This is a genomic window from Halobacteriovorax sp. DPLXC-1, assembly GCF_036903125.1.
Classification (GTDB): domain Bacteria; phylum Bdellovibrionota; class Bacteriovoracia; order Bacteriovoracales; family Bacteriovoracaceae; genus Halobacteriovorax_A; species Halobacteriovorax_A vibrionivorans.
Window position 1 is genome coordinate 1,618,870 of record NZ_JAYMCO010000001.1, and the last position, 16,581, is coordinate 1,635,450.

The window sequence follows — 16,581 nt, forward strand, 5'->3', positions numbered from 1 at the left end:
ACATCTTATGATTTATTTTCCGAGTGCCTTTAAAATAAAAGGATATTTTCATGGAGGAAGATAATGAGAAATCTAATATTAGCATTGATGCTATTTTTATCTAGTAATGTTCTAGCAGCAAATCTGCAAAAGTTTCATGACAGATTTTCATTTGAAAGAGATGACCAAGGTAAGATCGTTGCCGTAAGGGATCTTTCGATACGCAAAAAATTTCGTTTTCAAGACTATATTGATTACGTTAAGAACTCTATTCTTAACGAACAGGCCTTAATGGCACAATCTGGTCTTACTGGAAATTATGAAGCAGAAGTCGAAGGACTATTTGTAACGGGTAATGGTTTTCTAGGAAATGATTTTCAAACTCAAAAGAATGTAAAGAGAGTTGTACGCTCAATGAGAGCATTTGAAGGAATCAATTTTCAAGAAATTTTTGCAAACCCAAAATTTAAAGAATTAATGGAAGAATTCCAAGCAAAGCTTAAGGATGCATTTTATTACATTGATCCAACAATTATTGCTAAGCCAGATAATTCTACATTCTTCTATCGTAAGAATGTAACTTATAAAGTTGTTTCATGGGCCTTAAATCAAGCCAGAAAGAGACTATCTAGTGTTCCTGCGCTTAATACTGCTTTTTATGTAATTACTGAAGCAGAAAAGCTTTTTCGTACAAGAAGACACTACCATCAAAACTTAATGCTTCATTACTTAGAATTTGCTGATGCAAGTGCACTAGGACTAACTAAGGAAGAAGTTGATCTGATTTATTCTTCAATTTATGAGTCTCGAATCGATTGGATCGCATTTTGGGAGTCAAGTAGTGCTAAGCTTAACTGGCCAAGATATGGTACTTCAAACTTTTATTCACAGTTTAGAATGGCAACAAACCGTTTCAGACAATATAATTCAAAATACTCAGAAGTAGGTGAGAGATTAAATTACAGCTTTCAAGAAGTAACTCTTGATGGTGAGCGTGTAATTGTGAATCTATTCGATGGAAATCATACTTTTGATAGGTCTCCAGCTGTTGCCTACTCATATGATAGACCTGGGCGTGTGAAAAGACTTAGAGCTGTTCTAACGCTTGCTGGACTTGGACTTAGCTTTGTTCCATTACCGGCCATTATTAAGGATAATGTGGATGCATTTATTAAGTCTTACTATAAGACTCAACAAATCACTGAAGGTGCTTTAGTTGGTTACTTTGAAATGAATGATAATGCATTTATGAAAGAAGAATTAAAGTCTCAATACATCAATCCATTTTCATCTAGTTTATAAAAAATAAAGGCCCACTTTGTGGGCCTTTTCTTATGCTGATTTATTCGAGTGAATCTTTATATTAGTAAAAATTAAAATTAATGTCTGAATTGTAAAGAATGTTCCAAGGAAGTAAGCTCCTCCTTGAGAGAATCCATATGAATGAAGGCCTGTTGCTAGGATATAGTTAACACCAAACCACGCCATCATAACACTCATAAACGCTCCTGCTACGAGAGTTCCAAAGCGATTATTATTAATCCAGTTTGTGTATTTTCCATGAAGTATTGCCATATAAATACACAGAACGATTAGTGACCATGTCTCCTTAGGGTCCCAGCCCCAAAAACGTCCCCAAGAATAATCGGCCCATACACCACCGAGAATAATTCCTGCTGCTAACATGATCACACCATACTTAAGTGTTGTGTAAATTAAGTCATTGTAATAAGTTTCATCTTTTGAAGAAAACTCACCAAAAGCCTTTCTAAATAGAATTGTATTGGCCAGAATCCAACTTAATGCTAGTGCCCCGTAAGACATAATAATAGTTGTAACGTGTGTACTTAACCAGAAATTGTCTCTTAGTACTGGTACAAGTGGACTAATCGATGGTGAAACCATATTCGTCGCAAATGTGATCATCATAAGCGTACATAGATTATAAGCAAGCCCCATATATAAATATGTTTTTTCTTTTTTAAGGTGCCCGATGATCATTGAAAGAAGTAGCCCACCATAGCCCGAGAAGATAACTGTTTCGTACATATTAGTAATCGGTGCACGTCCAGAAATATAAACTCTTAGGCTTAAGTAAATTGTTTGAACAATAATAGTTACAGCAGCAAGACTTAAGGCCACGCCAAACTTTTTAAATAAAACGAGTGCCGCAAGAGCGATAAGTGTTAAAGCAAATGCAATCTTTGTTAACTGCATTTTATCAAAAGTATACTCAACCATGTACTTGTCACCTTTTAGGTTCACATAGTCTTTCTTTGCTTGAGCAAATGCGTCCTTAAATGGTGTACTAGAAGTTTGTGCTATGGCATCAATCTTTTCTTTAGTTAGAAAGTCAGTAAGAGGTGTCCAATTTATTTCTGCACCTACTTTCACTGGGAGTTGCCAATTTGTTCCCCCGACAATGTCATTATAGAGGCCAATTTTGTTTAGTAACTTGTTTAGCTCTTTCTTATAACCTGACTCTACCTTTTCTTTTTGGTATGCCATTCTAATTGTCGTGCTATGAGTGATGAGTTCATCAAATCCCATCTCTCCATCGCTATCTAAAAGTTTTTTCGTGTCTTTATGCTCAATTTTTGTTTTAAGCTTAAATGGTACTTCAAGTCCAAATGCTTTCGCACTTAAATGGCAGAAAGTCTCTACACTTGTGTATCCTTTAGCTTTCTTCTTGCCCGTTAAGTGATCAATAACTTCTTTAGCATGAACCGTTAAAGGCTTAACTCTTCCGTCCTGCCTAATTGGCATTTTTTCAAGTTCACTTTGGCAAAAATTAACATTTGCATAAACGTTTGTTAGTACAAAAAAGCTTAGTAGTAGTTTAAGCATTTAGGTCTCCTGTTTCTTCATCAAGTCCAAGTAGGTCCTTATTCTTCTTCTTTGGCCTATAATTTAGGTAATAATGCCAAGAACAACCAAAAACAAGAAGAAGTGAACCAAGATACTTAATCCAACGTCCTTGGTCTAAGTTCACTGAAAGAGTTGAACTATATTGACCAGTTTGTGGATCTTGTGAATATGAAGCTTGGTAGAATGTGAATCCATCATATTTTAATGGATTATTCATATAGACATGATATGGGGTTGTATTTCCGTTTGTGAATAGGTTTACAAAACTCTCATAACTTGCAGGACGATTCGTCCCTGGGTCTTTATCCATTTTGAAACGAGTTAACGTAAACTCAAATGGAAGCATAAATGATCGCTTTGTTAAAAAGATATTTGTTTTAACACCATCAATTAGAACTGTTACGGGCTTATCATCAGTTAGCCAGTACTCTTTGTCTCTAACTTTTACTCTGGCCGCTCTAGTGGCTCCTTTTACAAGAGAACCATTTTGCTGAATTGGTAATGTCGAGTGGGGTACCATTGTCGGTACAAGATTATCTTCATGGCGTATTAGCTTTAATGTGAAGCCCATCCAAGGTAGAGTCATCTCACCATTGTTATCGAATTCTTGGCTAACCCATTTTTCTTCGTACTTGTCCCAGAATGAAGCCTGGCGACCAAATAGAAAGAGGTTCGGTTTCTCTTTAAATAGATTCATCGAGAAAACACGAATAGGAGCATTCATGACTGGTTTTAAATTACTGTCGAGGGCCCAGGGGCTTAAATCAGGTAGAAATGAATATACATTACCTTCATCTTTAATAACGAAGAATCTTTTATCTGAACTTGTTTTTTCGACTTTTATATTCTTATCTTCGGCCGTGAAACATTTTGAATTTCTTGAATCCCAAAGTATTAATCCGCTAACTCCTGGGCGGCTAATACATGGTGCCAATGTTTTTGGTAGGTAAGTGATATTTAATAATCCCATCGATAGAGATGCTTCAAAGTCATATGCTTCTGGATGAAGGCTTAGTGTGAAGTCTTGAGCAACGTTATCGTTTGAAATAATGTAACTTGAAGAATGAGTATTCTCACTATTTTCAGATTCATCAAGAGCTGGTAGCCACTCCATTTGTTTTTCAGCAAATGGCATATAACGTCCAATTTCAACGTCTTTATATTTGACATCAATATTCTTATCAAATGCTGTATATGGAAGAGGAAGAACGGCCCTTGTATTTTCATCAGGGCGAGTGATCTCGATTACATCTTCATTTAAAACAACTTGTCTTGAAGGAGTCATTGGACGAAGGTGAATCGTCCCGTCAATACCAGCGATATATGTAACGAATGAGCCTATTCCAATTACGATTAGACCTGTGTGAATTGTATAAAATCCATAGAGACGCTTTTTAGGAGGGAGTCTTACAAAGGCCGCAAATAGGATACTCAGACACATGAAGAATTGGATGGCCATGAACCACCAAGTCTTATAGATCAGGCGCCCTACAAAGTCAGTTCCGTAATAGCTTTCAACAAATGTTCCCACAGTCATTGCTAATGAAAATAAAGCGATAATAATAACTGCAAACTTCATTGAGCCGATTGTGCGCTCAAGATACTTATAATTTATCTTATTCGTTAATTTTTCTGTAATCATTGATACTTGGCCTTTCCTTCTTTGCTACTTTGAATAGCATTTTCCCTGAAGTCAGGCCATTTATTTTGCTTAATTTACAAAGAACTTACAATTGAGAGATCCATTTTGTGAACTGGTATACGACATATACAATTGAGTAAAGTATCACTTGATGCGTAACGTAAATAAGGAATGAATGCTTTCCAAGAAATTGTATTTTTCTCAATGGATAAAGTTGAGGGTAGTTAATACGGTGTAGGCCGAGATGAAAAAAGGTGATACCAAGTAGTGAAACGGCCACCCATGGAAATATTGCAATATAATCTAGAGATGCATGATCCATTTGTGGAAAAGGAATTGCATACTTTGTTTGTTCAAGGATAAGGATTATGACGGCAAGGGTTGCACTAAGCCATGGCCTATTGCGTAGTGGCGTGATCAAAATAGTCGCAAAGAATATGCAGTGGAGAGTTCCAAAGTATATCCAATTCTTAGGAAACATGAAGTAAGTTGAGATACTTATGATTAAGGCCGCAATTCCAATTTTTGCAAGGCGGATATTGTAGGATCTCATGTGTATTTTTCCGGGGTGGGCCATACAGATGGAGACACCTACTGAAAACATAAATAAAGTAACAATAAGTCTTGGTAGATAATACCAGAAACCAGGCCTAAAGAACTCGACATCAACATATCCAAATATATCCAGATCATATGTAAAGTGGAATATAATCATTAGAATCACGGCAATGCCGCGAATCAAATCAATTAAATGAAAGCGTTTAGAATTTTCACTCATGTGATTATGATAACATAAAAGATTGCTGCGCTAGCTAGTGGTCAAAATGTAACATTATTGATAATTTGCAGATCTCATACTTTAACAAAAAGATAAAAATGAATATATCTAACCAGGCCCATTCTCTCTTAGAAAACTATTCCGGAAGTGAATTTGGGCAATACTTATCACCAACATTCTTTGACGAGCACTTTATGTCTACAGAAGAGAATGCTGAGGCAAAAAAAGCTTTAGTGGTAAGTGCTCTAAATATAATTAGTAAAATTGGACCTCGAGGACTGTTTATGGCGAGTTTTCGCGAGGCAGAAAGCTTCTTGCGTGATGATCCTACAAAAAGTGCCTGGGATGGTGTTTTAGAGCTAAAAAAGTGGTTTGAAATGATTCTCTTGGACATCCAAAAGGACTATTTTGATTCTCAATTGATGAGCAATAAGGTTGAAATGAGGCAATGGGAAAGTCTTTCACTGAGACAGAGAATTGATTCTGTTAGTAATTTTGTTGAAAATACTAATTCTTGTTTAGACCAGTTTGAAATTGGTGAAATTCAGTTATTTAGCATAGAAGAGAATGAAGTTTGCCTTGATGATAGAATCATATTTAGTGGACTTCGTGGCCCGCAGGCCAATAAATTGAAAGAGGTATTATTTGATAGTATTGCTAGATATTTGAATTTCTCATATCAGAGTACAAAGATAAAATTGGTTGCGCAGTAATATATAAACAGTTAATATTAGATAGCTATAGGTAAATAAATATTAAAAATTTTTGAGTATATAAAAGAGGAAGTAGAATGAAGTTAACGGCCCTAGCACTTATCACACTTGGTATTTTTTCAATGAATAGTGTTCAAGCACAGAGCGCTGCTAATGGTAAGACATTATATAATCGTTGTGTTTCTTGTCACGGTGAAAATGGTGAAGGTAAGAAGTCAATGAAGGCTCCACGTATTGCTGGCCAATATGATTGGTATATTTACTCGTCACTTGTTCAATTTAAAACAGGTGAAAGAAAGAACCCAGATATGTTACCATTTATTAAGAATCTGAAAGACTCAGATTTCAAAGATCTTGCTGCGTATATCTCAACTCTTTAAGATCAATTTTTATATTTAAATTTTACTAGGAAGGAATCATGGTAAAGGCCATTAATGTCGGCGATCTCAAATTTGAATCAGTAACATCTCAGAAGAATGTAAAAGATGTGTATGACTACAATGTTGAAGCATTCTCTGATAGTCCAGATTTTAAGTGGACTCTTGATGATATTAAAAAAGAGATGAGTGATGGTTGGCAATTATTTTCAGTAAAGCTATCAGATGAAATCATTGCAGCTGCTTTCGTAAAGAAAGAAGATAGCAAACTGCTTTGTAAAAATACTTCAATCAAAATGCAACATAGTGGGAGTGGTTACTCTCACAGAATAATGGACTTCTTTGAAGAAGCCGCGAAAGAATTTAATGTCGATGAGATTGTTCATTATTGTTCAATTGATAATTTCAGACAATATTCTTTAAATGAAAGCCACGGCTACCATAAAACTCCTCGTAAGCTTGGCCTAAACGGTCATACGACTGAGTGGGTAAAGCAAGTTAGTAAGTAGTTGCTGGGTAGTGTCTTGTTGCTTGGGGCATTTCATATCGTGTTTTGCCCCAGCTCTTTTCAATTCGACCACTCTTGTTATCAATTAGTGCTGTAAATGATTGCGGTAATCCATTAAATGTCTGATTAACGATATAAATCGACTTATTAGAGATTCTTAGCCTTTTTACAATTTCAAATTCACTATCTGCAAGGGCAGGGATATTGCTTTTAACCTTGTTGATAACTTCAATATCAGATTCAGTTAATTCTTTTTTTATTCGTCCAAATTGTGGTGTTTCCGTTTCTACTTTATGCGGATTCTTATTTAGTGATGTATCCAAAGATGCAATAGAGCGAGACTTTACTTTCTTATTATGGTGATGCTTATGTGTGTTTTTTGTTATAGCTTTATCTGCTTGAACTTTTGACTTTGTGACAATATTTGATTCTTCATTTTGATAAGAAGAGATAATGAATAACCCAGCAACAAAGAAACTTCCAATTACTAATGCTTTTTTCATGATTTCCCTTATGGCCTATTGTCCAATCTTAAAATTAATATTTAAAATATTAAAAGGTTTCTCACCTGCAAATTCAAAATCACTGAAGTCGTCATATGAAGATTGACTATCATGATAGCAATCATCACAATTTGAAAATGTCGTACGTAGGCGACATGTTACTTCTGTTCCAATTGGTATATTTTTGTTAATTTCAAAAAACATTAAATTTGAGTCAGTGAATATTGGCTGTCCTTGTTCATCTTGCATTGTTTCTTGCCAGTTTGAGTTAGGTAGCATGAATGGTATATTCTGTGTGTTAGCACTTGGTATGGCCTTTACGAAACAGTTATTTAAATCATCTTGTGTTCTTTCTTCTCCTTGTCCAAGACAATCTTGTTCAAGTAGTCCAATATCTGATTTCATCTTTTTTAAGAATTCATGTTGATTTAAAATCTTTGTGCTTGAGCCATCATTATATGTAAGCATGCAAACTGGCATGATACGTCCTGAATCATCATAGTTATCTTTTGTTAATTGGTCACATGTTGTTCCACCCTGAGCTAGGGAAGGAAAGTTGTCACTTAAGTCTGTACATGGAAGGCCATCTTGCATATGTGCCCAGTCTGAAGCGAGCACTCTTGTTCCTGCCATAATCGAATTGGACTTATTAAAGACATTAGCAAAGATTCCAACGATTTCTCCAGGTGAAACCTGGCCGTTACCATTATTATATCTTGCATCAGTTGTTGTGACTTCTTCGATCTTCATTTGGTTTCTAATTGTTTGATAGATCGTAGATCTTATATCGAAAACACTAATATCCGAATATGTCGATCTTGTGTCTTCTATTAAAAGATTTTTACTTATTAGTTCAGATTTTTTTCTATTAAGTTGATTAACAGTTACGTTACCAGATGTACCTGTAAAGTTATAATTAGTATTATATGTTCTAAATAGGAGTAGGCCATAAGAGTCGAGTAATTGCTCAAGATCATCTTTTGAGAATGAATTGAGAGGGCATAGGCTTGTGCTTTGTATAGTCATTTTTAAAACATTTCTAGCAAATGCTTGAGAGAAGTTTCTAAAATTAACAGGCTTTACTGATTTAAGCCATTCGTGTGCATAGTTAATATCCAGATTTATCTGGTCGACAAAGCTATCCTTTGCCTTTGCTGTTAAGTCACCAAGTTCTGCCAGTGTTTCGGCCAAAGTATAGAATACTAACTTCTTAGCTTGCGTGTGAGTACCAGTACATTTATTTTGAAATTCTTTTGTAAGAGCAACTAAGAAGTGACTGATTATTTGTCCATCTAAGTGGATATCATCAATTCTTTTTTCAGGTGAATATACATTATATCCTAGGTATTCTGGATATCTTAAGCGTGAATCACTATCACTTGATATTCCTGCAATGTGAAGACTATCATCTTCTGAAAGTGGGCGAGAGGCATTTTTAAATTTACCAAGTCCCCATTCTCCCATATGTTCACGACTATTAACGAAGTACGAGAAATAATCTGATAGACCTTCGTTGATTGATAAAGCATCATCGTGAGCAAAGTATCCTAGTTGACTTTCACCACTACATACTTCGTATTCATCATTTCCAAGGCAATTATTTACTGCGTAAGAGCGATTACGATGGTTCATTAGACGCTCAACAACAGTATGACCGAACTCATGGTAGATAACTGAAGGGTCTTGTGCCATTTTTAAATTTGTATAACCAGATAGATAACCTAGCCTTATTTTGAAATTACTTGGGCTAAAGCTTGCATTATCTTTAAGTGAAGAATCCGCTTCTACAATAAGTTTTGAACTTGAGTTTGTTAAGCTTTTCCAAAATGACTTATGCTGATCGGAATCACTTGGAATTGTACTTGAGAAGGGACGTGATCCAGTATTTGGATAAACGATATTATAGTAATTTTGCATGTCCGATAGGTATGTATCCATGATCTTTGACATGTGGTAGTAAGCATTAATTTGTAGAAATTCAGTTGATGTAACTGGAAATGCCCATTGACTTGTTTCATTGTAGAAAGGAGAAATTCCTGTATCTTCTGTAACCTCAAGGCAGTTTGCAACCATGGTACAATCTTTAATTAGATATTGATTATTTGTGATTGGTACTGGAGAGCGCGTGATAAGAGTTGATAGATCTGTATCTTCATCAGCACTATAATCACTTAAGATCAGTGGATTAGCAGCAAGTACTCGTCCATAACCTGCAGAGACTGTATCTTGTGTATTCTTTAGGGCCTTTCCCCCAGAACCTGTACGATTTTGAGCGGGATCTACTAAGCATGAAGTTGTAAGAAGCCCTAAGCACAAATAAAAGGTGAGTGCTTTTAATTCTCTTTGTTTTTTTCTAAGCTTACGTACCGCTATATTCAATTAGGCCTCCTATGCCTTAATTAATTTTCCTTATTGGATCATCCCATCCTCTGAAGCTATATCGCGATTGATCTTCTCCATAAGTCCTGGGATAAGTCCTTTTTGCCCGAGTTGTGATCCGTTGATGGCCGCACATGCTGTACCATTATACTTCTCACCAATGCTATGCCATGCATCTTGAAGTCCTGGACTATTAACTGAGGCAATAACTTTTGCAGCTGATGAAAGTCCAAGGGCATCGAGTTTATCGTCACTGAAGCGATCTCTTGCTTCTGATTCACATTTTTGGAAAGCAGTCTTATCTTCATCGCCTTCATATTTCTTACATTCTTTAGAGATATAAGCTGTTTTTCCGCTATTGCTAGTAATCATTGAACAGAATCCACGGCCATATCCATTCTCAGAGTCTTTAAACTCATTAGATCTTTCTTGTAATGACTTAATTTGTCTTGCCATTGTTCTATTGTCTTTCCTTAGCACTTTCTTCAGATCTTCACTTAAGTCGGCTTCTCCAAGGATGTAGTCCTTTAAGTTATCTTCATACTTCTTCTCATCCTCTGTTAGGCCTTTGATAAGTGTATCTGTTAAGTTCGTGATTAACTCTTGATCGCCACCATTGTCTTCACATAGTGTAATTAATTGATCATTTGAGCTATTATCCTCTCCATTATCAGAAAGTAGTCCTTGTGAATTTGCTTCATCACAAAAGCGACTATATTCATTTATCTGTTCAAATATTTGTGTACTATTGCTACCTGGGTTTAATATACTTGCTGGTCCTCGTTGAGGCTGTTGTGCTTGAAGAACAGAAGCAATTTCTACTGCATCAGAGTAGAGATCCTTTGCTGAGTGATCACCGTTACAACCTGGCCCTGGTCCTTGCTCTTGAAGACCTCTTAGTTTTTGACAAAACTTCAATTGTTCTTGCGCATTTTCTGAAGCTTGTTTTCTAGCTTCTTCTAGTTGTGAGGCCATCTTGTTATTTCTTTCTTGAATTGCTCCATTACAGTCTGAAACAAAGTTTTGCCACTTTGTGATCTCATCATTTAAGCTTTGTCCAATTGTGCCTTTTTGTTCAGCAATATGATTCATTTGCTCTTTTTTCCAGTTTTCAAGACTTCCTTTCATTTTAGAAATATTTCCAACCATCTGATCCATTAATGCTTTCTTAAACTTTTCTGGATCTTTTTCAAGAAAGATACCAGCTATTTGTTGATCACTTTTTGGAACATCAATAGCAGTAAGTCCACCTTCAAATGTTAGACCGTTCATTGATGATAATCCAAAAGCTTTTGCTGCAGCTGGTGTTAGGTTAGGGAACATTCCCTTATACATTTTGTCTGCAACATTTGACATGTGTGACTGCATTTGAGTCACAAGGGCCTTGGCCCTTTCTTCTTGTTGCATCATTTGTGCATTATAAAGGTCAGCTTGTTGCTTTAGTTCTTGTGTCTTTTGTTGCACTAAGTTCTCTGTGAATGCACTACATTGTGCAAGGTTTTCAGAACAAGATGCTGCCTGAGTTACACAGAAGCTTGAGCTTGATGTATTATAAGTATCTTTAGAACTACAGCTACTTAGTTCAACAGAGCGTCCATTACAATTGTATAATGCTTCATCGATAAGAGCAGAAATACTTCCTTCTCCACCTGAAGCGATACTTCTACTTGTATCTTCTTGTAGTTTCTTAGCTTCACTTACTAGTTCTTGAACTTCTGCACGATATGTTTCAAGTTTTGCAGCATCACCAGCTGGCTTTAGGTCACCATTATAGATTGCTGTACATTCATTCTTTAGGTCATTGTAGTATTGACCAACTGATTTTGTTACATCACGACCGCTACTATTAGTAACAGTAATTCTGATATTTCCATCTTCGATTGAGTTAACTGTACGATCAAGTGCTGATAGAGAAGTTGGAGAGCTAAATGCATCAGAAGCAACTCTTTTAAAACGGCTTAAGGCATCACCACTATTTCCTAGCTTTACGTGGTCGAAGCTCTTTAGTGATTGTGCTAGAGGAGTTGAGTATGCAGCTCTATTTGAACCTGACATACACTCTAAGACAAACTTTTCTTGATATGAAGCAGTACTCTTTGCAGCAAGACGTTCTACTTTTGCACTAAAGCTTGGATCTAATGGATCCTTTGGTACGTCTGCATCACTTACACCAAGTTTGCTCATAAGATTATTGATCTTTGCAGCTCTTGTTCCAAGGTCTGCTCTTAGGTTACCTTTTCCGATATCATTAAATAGTTTTCCAAATCTTAGGCCACTATAAGTACTATTTCTTGTAAGGGCACCTAGTCCGTCTTTTTTAAGAGCAGCAATAACTTTTTTCTTATCACTTGCTATTTTTGCATTTAATTCAGCAAGAGAGTGTCCTCTAAATCCTTTTGCTTCTCTTTCATCATTTGTCATTTTATCTTTTAGGCCAACAAGTCCACCACCTCTAGGGCTTTTGATGATCTTGTTAACATCATATGCATCGACGCAGTTTTCTGGTAGTAGCTTATTAAAGTCAGTATTTTTAAAGTCCTGACTTACTTTATTTCCGCCACCATTTAGTAATGCGTTTAATTCATCAACTTTAATTTTATTCTTCTTTTGAATTTCAATTGTTTGATTTAATTGAGCTTCAAATTGAGCAATCATCTCTTCATATTTAGATGTCATTGATTGGTAATTGTCTTCAATACTTTTTAGTCCCTCTGTAAGACATTGTTCCCCGATATAAGGAGGAACATTGCGAGGCTTTTTAAAGCTCATATATTCATTTAGAATCTTTTGTCCAAATTCAAGCGCTTGCTCTGGAATTTTCATTTGTCCACCAACACTACAGGCACCATTTGGAGCAAGGATTGGTTCAGGAGCAAGAGGGCAGTTAAAGGCAGGGTGAAAACGACGAGCAGACATCTTCTGTTGTGCATCTGCTTGTGCTTTATTGAATGAATGCAGGCCTTGGATTTCTTGTTGTGAAAGTTGTCCTTGGTTATACATCTGCTTAGACATATTACCGACAAGGTTTAGGGCACCCATAATTGTTTTAGCACCAGAGCCAGAAGTGTATTGAGACCATGTCTCTCCATCTTTTTTTACAAAAGCTTGAGCACTTAATGGTAGAGATGAATGAATAAGAGTTAGTGCAAGTACGCTAACCTTAACTTTTTTTAAAGAAGAATTTTCACCTTCTTTATTCAAGCTCTTTGTTTCTTTGGCCTTTGTTAATCTTTTCACTTTAGTTCCCCTGTCAATTCAATGCCTTATACTTATCGACAAATTATCTATTTTCTTTATTTTATTAAGGTTTTCAATTCTGACCTAGTAAGTTGGGTAATTTATTGTTTCGACAAGAAAATAAGTCCTTGAAATTATGAATTGGATCACGTCATTTCATAGTGTTAAAATATATCTAAATTTCAAAATTTCTAAAAATATAGTGCCAAAATTTGTGGCCGTTTGAAGAAATAACTATTATTTGGAAGCAAAATCTCTATGTTTTTTACACCGAAACGATATTTGAAGATTACGGCCACTATAATCGACTTATGCCTATGTTTGTTTTTAAGCTACGGATTATTGTCAAATGAATTCGTGTTGGCACTGGCCAACTCTGTTTTTCATATTTCAAAGGATTCTCTCTCGATCCAGCATCTCTTTGTTTTTGTCGTGACTTATTTCTTCTATTATTTCTATTGCGCACTGTTGTTCAGTTTAACTTTTGGGCAATTAATATGTGGTGTAAGAATTATGGCACCTAGCTTCTTTTTGCGAAGATTGGCCGCCATTATGCGATTAATACTTTTACCAATTCGTGTTGTACTTGACCTATTTTCTAGAGAAATTGAGCATCCTTGGAGTTCTAAATTAACAGCATCTCGCTTAGTATATCGCTCAAAAGTAATCTCTTACTTCTTTGCTACGTTAATCTGTCTCATAGCAGTCGCCTTAACACCTTTTAGTCCTTTGATGTATAAGCAACAACTTCTAGGACAGCAACAAGTTGATTATGGCCTAAAGAGTTTTGTGGAAGGGGATATTAAGGACTTTGAATCTTTTCAAGAAATTGGTTCAAAAACTTTGGGATTTTCTAGTTTCACAAACTTGGCAGATGGGCGTTTTGAGCTTATTCCAAGTTATGAAATTAGAAAGGTTTCCTCAAAAACAATCTTTCGTCCTTTAGTATCTCTATGGGATAAGAAACTTTCAATTAAGGGCAGTTTTAAAATAGCTTCACGTTTTGATCTCTATGAGCTTGTTAAAGTCGCAAAAAATAATCTTTGGTTTTTTAGCCTTTACTATCCCGAACTTGATAAATCGTTGGAGTTATCAATTAAAGATGACAAGGACTACTTCTATATTAATCAACGAGCATCACTAGAGCTGTTTCAATTAATATCAAATGCTTTTCTTGTTGATTATAAAAATATTCCTAAATTAATGATGAAAGGGCATTTCCAATTCCTACCATACCTTCAAATGAAACTAGAGCTATCTAAGTTACTTGAATTAACACACGATAATTATGTGGACTTCATTAAAAGTGGAGACACTATATTTGTACGTAAAAAAGATTATTCTGGTGAGAATATTATATACCGTGAAACTTTTTTTAGTCTCTCTCAGTTGAGACCTATTGTTTATAAAAGTGTTTGGGACAGACATCTTGATAATGATAAGTCACAGGCCGCTTTATCTAACGCACTTTTTTTCAAAGCTAGATGGGGAAAGAAAGTTGAGGAGAGATATGATATTTGGATTAAGGAGAGCTTGTTTAATCCTTTATTTGCCTTTGATTTTTTAAATGAAGTTGATCAGAGTAAAGATTATCGACGAAACTTTGAAAGATATATTTTAGGAGTTTACGTTGAGTCTGCTTTATCTGCTCTAGAGTCTAATCAGCAAGATTATATCGATACTGTACGTTCAGCTTTGCAGCGTTATTCTTTAGTTTTTAAAATGGCATTAGAAAGAAAAGACATATTTTATTCTAAAGCGACAATTAAGGGTTTCAATGACATTCTTCTTGGCCTAAAATTAAAAGATAGAACGCCAATTTTAGAAGTTAAGGAAAAGTTGAAATGACATTATGGATGGCCATTGTTTATGGAATAATTCAAGGATTAACAGAGTTTCTACCTGTTTCAAGCTCTGGTCATTTGGCCTTACTTCCATTCATATATGAGTTTAAAGACCCAGGAATATTCTTTGATTTAGCTATGCATGTGGGAACAGCTTTGGCAGTAGGTATCTACTTCCATAAAGATGTCTTAAGAATTTCAAAGAATGCAATTTTCTTTATTCTACCTGGAAAAACATGTGATGATTTCACTAAGAACTTTATGATCGCAACTTTTTTTACAGGCTTTTTTGCATTAATCTTGAAACCAGTTGCTGAAGCTTATGGAAGAAATGAAGTCTTTATTGCATTCAACTTAGCATTCTTCGGTATCTTATTGTTCATATCAGATCGCATAAGTAAAACAAATAAGAATATGGAAGGGTTTCGTGCCTCATCCTCTATTGTAATTGGACTATCTCAAGTACTGGCAATCTTTCCAGGTGTATCACGTTCAGGTATTACAATTACTGCGGCAAGATTCTTGGGGCTTTCTAAAGCTGACGCTTCTTCATTTTCATTCTTATTATCTCTGCCTCTTATTTTTGCAGCCTTTATGCTCAAAAGTTATAACTTAATGTCTAAGCCACAAGGTGTGCAATTTGAGCTCTTTAATTGTGCAATAGGCATGTTGGTTTCATTCTTTGTAGGCCTTGCTACTATTCACTATTTTATGAAACTTATTAAGAGAATCCAATTTGGTTACTTTTTAGTTTATCGCTTGATTTTAAGTGCGCTAGTTTTTTATCTTCTCAAGTGATTCTTCAATTGTTATTTTAGGTGAATAACCAAAATCAACTCTTGCATTATCATGCTTGAAATAATGAGAAGTTCCCATTTGTAGGGCCACAAAACGTGTCATTGGTGGTTGATCGTCGTACTTTCCTAGGAGCTTATAAATTAATTCGAAAATAAGGCCAATAAAGTATACGATCTTAAGAGAAACTTTACTACTAATAGGCTTTTCGCCTTTGGCCTCTAGTATTTTATTTATGAAGTCCCATAGGTTGACGGGTTTCTCTTGACCAATAAAATATGCTTTTCCTTGATTCTTGGCCTCTGTAGATAGCTCTTTTAGGGCCATGACATGTGCATGTGAAGCATTCTCTACGTAGTTAATATCAACTAAATTCTGGCCATCACCAATAATTTTTAAACGGCCACTTTTTGCCCTTTGAATAAGTCTTGGGATGATATTCTTATCGCGTTCTCCATAAATTAAGTGAGGCCTAATTGAAGTTGTTAGTATTCCATGGCCATTTGACTCTAGGACAAATCGTTCTGCAATAGATTTGGATTTTGCGTATTCATTAAGATATTTTTTTGGATAGGGAAGTGACTCGTCTCCATTTTTAATTTCGTCTTTTCCAAAGACTACGCTTGGTGTACTTGTGTAGATTAAATATTTTGCACCTTGCTCCTTCATAGCATTTACAAGGTTCTTTGTTCCATCAACATTAATGCGATGAAAGTCTTTACTCTTTCCCCACATTCCAACTTTTCCTGCAGCATGGAATACTGCATCGATATCTCTTAAGGCATTTTTAATATCTTCATAATTAGTTAGGTCACCTTTAATTGTTTCGATACCAAGCTCGTCAACTTCTGAGGTGTGTCGACGAGAGAAGTTGATTACTTCATGTCCATCTTTTAATAAGTCTTTTGCAATATGATAGCCTAAGAAGCCAGTAGCACCTGTAACTAAGACTCTCATG

General features: G+C 35.5%; 13 protein-coding genes. 6 read left to right on the plus strand and 7 right to left on the minus strand.

Annotated elements, in window-relative coordinates; translation table 11 throughout:
• The first annotated feature begins 63 nt into the window (after window positions 1-63).
• Window positions 64-1,281: a hypothetical protein gene (locus VCM44_RS07800; RefSeq protein WP_115362962.1), complete on the plus strand. Its 1,218-nt coding sequence runs from the start codon at window positions 64-66 to the stop codon at window positions 1,279-1,281.
• A 30-nt stretch (window positions 1,282-1,311) separates the two neighbouring features.
• On the opposite strand, the gene VCM44_RS07805 is transcribed toward VCM44_RS07800, so the two are convergent.
• The 3 genes from VCM44_RS07805 to VCM44_RS07815 form a co-directional block, all read right to left on the minus strand.
• Window positions 1,312-2,826, minus strand: coding sequence for a cytochrome c biogenesis protein (locus tag VCM44_RS07805; protein WP_115362960.1), 1,515 nt, complete (start codon window positions 2,824-2,826; stop codon window positions 1,312-1,314).
• Complete coding sequence (locus VCM44_RS07810; protein WP_334678466.1) at window positions 2,819-4,489, minus strand: cytochrome c biogenesis protein ResB; 1,671 nt, start codon at window positions 4,487-4,489, stop codon at window positions 2,819-2,821. Before VCM44_RS07810 ends, VCM44_RS07805 begins: the two co-directional genes overlap by 8 nt.
• 85 nt (window positions 4,490-4,574) lie before the next feature.
• Window positions 4,575-5,267, minus strand: coding sequence for a heparan-alpha-glucosaminide N-acetyltransferase (locus VCM44_RS07815; RefSeq protein ID WP_115362956.1), 693 nt, complete (start codon window positions 5,265-5,267; stop codon window positions 4,575-4,577).
• 98 nt (window positions 5,268-5,365) lie between these two features.
• Between VCM44_RS07815 and VCM44_RS07820 the strand changes: the two genes are divergently transcribed.
• The 3 genes from VCM44_RS07820 to VCM44_RS07830 all read left to right on the plus strand — a co-directional run bounded on the left by VCM44_RS07820 (window position 5,366) and on the right by VCM44_RS07830 (window position 6,866).
• Complete coding sequence (locus VCM44_RS07820) at window positions 5,366-5,980, plus strand: hypothetical protein (protein WP_334678467.1); 615 nt, start codon at window positions 5,366-5,368, stop codon at window positions 5,978-5,980.
• A 77-nt stretch (window positions 5,981-6,057) separates the two neighbouring features.
• Entirely contained in the window at window positions 6,058-6,360 is a 303-nt protein-coding gene (locus VCM44_RS07825) for a c-type cytochrome (protein WP_115362952.1), read from the plus strand.
• A 38-nt stretch (window positions 6,361-6,398) separates the two neighbouring features.
• A complete protein-coding gene (locus VCM44_RS07830; protein ID WP_115362950.1) occupies window positions 6,399-6,866 on the plus strand; it encodes a hypothetical protein in 468 nt (155 codons plus the stop codon).
• On the opposite strand, the gene VCM44_RS07835 is transcribed toward VCM44_RS07830, so the two are convergent.
• The 3 genes from VCM44_RS07835 to VCM44_RS07845 are packed head-to-tail and all read right to left on the minus strand — an operon-like array spanning window position 6,856 to window position 12,984.
• The gene (locus VCM44_RS07835) at window positions 6,856-7,368 is read right to left on the minus strand and encodes a hypothetical protein (protein WP_334678468.1); all 513 of its coding nucleotides are present in this window, start codon (window positions 7,366-7,368) and stop codon (window positions 6,856-6,858) included. The two genes, VCM44_RS07830 and VCM44_RS07835, sit on opposite strands and share 11 nt — an antisense overlap.
• A gap of 15 nt (window positions 7,369-7,383) precedes the next feature.
• Entirely contained in the window at window positions 7,384-9,747 is a 2,364-nt protein-coding gene (locus VCM44_RS07840; protein WP_115362946.1) for a hypothetical protein, read from the minus strand.
• Between the two features lie 30 nt (window positions 9,748-9,777).
• A complete protein-coding gene (locus VCM44_RS07845) occupies window positions 9,778-12,984 on the minus strand; it encodes a hypothetical protein (RefSeq protein WP_334678469.1) in 3,207 nt (1,068 codons plus the stop codon).
• A gap of 552 nt (window positions 12,985-13,536) precedes the next feature.
• On the opposite strand from VCM44_RS07845, the gene VCM44_RS07850 reads away from it, so the two are divergent.
• Entirely contained in the window at window positions 13,537-14,832 is a 1,296-nt protein-coding gene (locus tag VCM44_RS07850) for a hypothetical protein (protein ID WP_334678470.1), read from the plus strand.
• Complete coding sequence (locus VCM44_RS07855) at window positions 14,829-15,626, plus strand: undecaprenyl-diphosphate phosphatase (RefSeq protein WP_115362941.1); 798 nt, start codon at window positions 14,829-14,831, stop codon at window positions 15,624-15,626. The genes VCM44_RS07850 and VCM44_RS07855 overlap by 4 nt, the downstream gene beginning before the upstream one ends.
• Here the strand turns inward: VCM44_RS07855 and VCM44_RS07860 are convergent.
• Window positions 15,603-16,580: an NAD-dependent epimerase/dehydratase family protein gene (locus VCM44_RS07860; RefSeq protein ID WP_334678471.1), complete on the minus strand. Its 978-nt coding sequence runs from the start codon at window positions 16,578-16,580 to the stop codon at window positions 15,603-15,605. The genes VCM44_RS07855 and VCM44_RS07860 overlap by 24 nt on opposite strands.
• Window position 16,581: the final 1 nt, after the last annotated feature.

What these genes read in the sequence shown, in the direction of transcription:
- VCM44_RS07800 (WP_115362962.1), top strand. Translation starts at nt 64, where the DNA reads ATGAGAAATCTAATATTAGCATTGATGCTATTTTTATCTAGTAATGTT.
- VCM44_RS07805 (WP_115362960.1), bottom strand. Translation starts at nt 2,826, where the DNA reads ATGCTTAAACTACTACTAAGCTTTTTTGTACTAACAAACGTTTATGCA.
- VCM44_RS07810 (WP_334678466.1), bottom strand. Translation starts at nt 4,489, where the DNA reads ATGATTACAGAAAAATTAACGAATAAGATAAATTATAAGTATCTTGAG.
- VCM44_RS07815 (WP_115362956.1), bottom strand. Translation starts at nt 5,267, where the DNA reads ATGAGTGAAAATTCTAAACGCTTTCATTTAATTGATTTGATTCGCGGC.
- VCM44_RS07820 (WP_334678467.1), top strand. Translation starts at nt 5,366, where the DNA reads ATGAATATATCTAACCAGGCCCATTCTCTCTTAGAAAACTATTCCGGA.
- VCM44_RS07825 (WP_115362952.1), top strand. Translation starts at nt 6,058, where the DNA reads ATGAAGTTAACGGCCCTAGCACTTATCACACTTGGTATTTTTTCAATG.
- VCM44_RS07830 (WP_115362950.1), top strand. Translation starts at nt 6,399, where the DNA reads ATGGTAAAGGCCATTAATGTCGGCGATCTCAAATTTGAATCAGTAACA.
- VCM44_RS07835 (WP_334678468.1), bottom strand. Translation starts at nt 7,368, where the DNA reads ATGAAAAAAGCATTAGTAATTGGAAGTTTCTTTGTTGCTGGGTTATTC.
- VCM44_RS07850 (WP_334678470.1), top strand. Translation starts at nt 13,537, where the DNA reads ATGCGATTAATACTTTTACCAATTCGTGTTGTACTTGACCTATTTTCT.
- VCM44_RS07855 (WP_115362941.1), top strand. Translation starts at nt 14,829, where the DNA reads ATGACATTATGGATGGCCATTGTTTATGGAATAATTCAAGGATTAACA.
- VCM44_RS07860 (WP_334678471.1), bottom strand. Translation starts at nt 16,580, where the DNA reads ATGAGAGTCTTAGTTACAGGTGCTACTGGCTTCTTAGGCTATCATATT.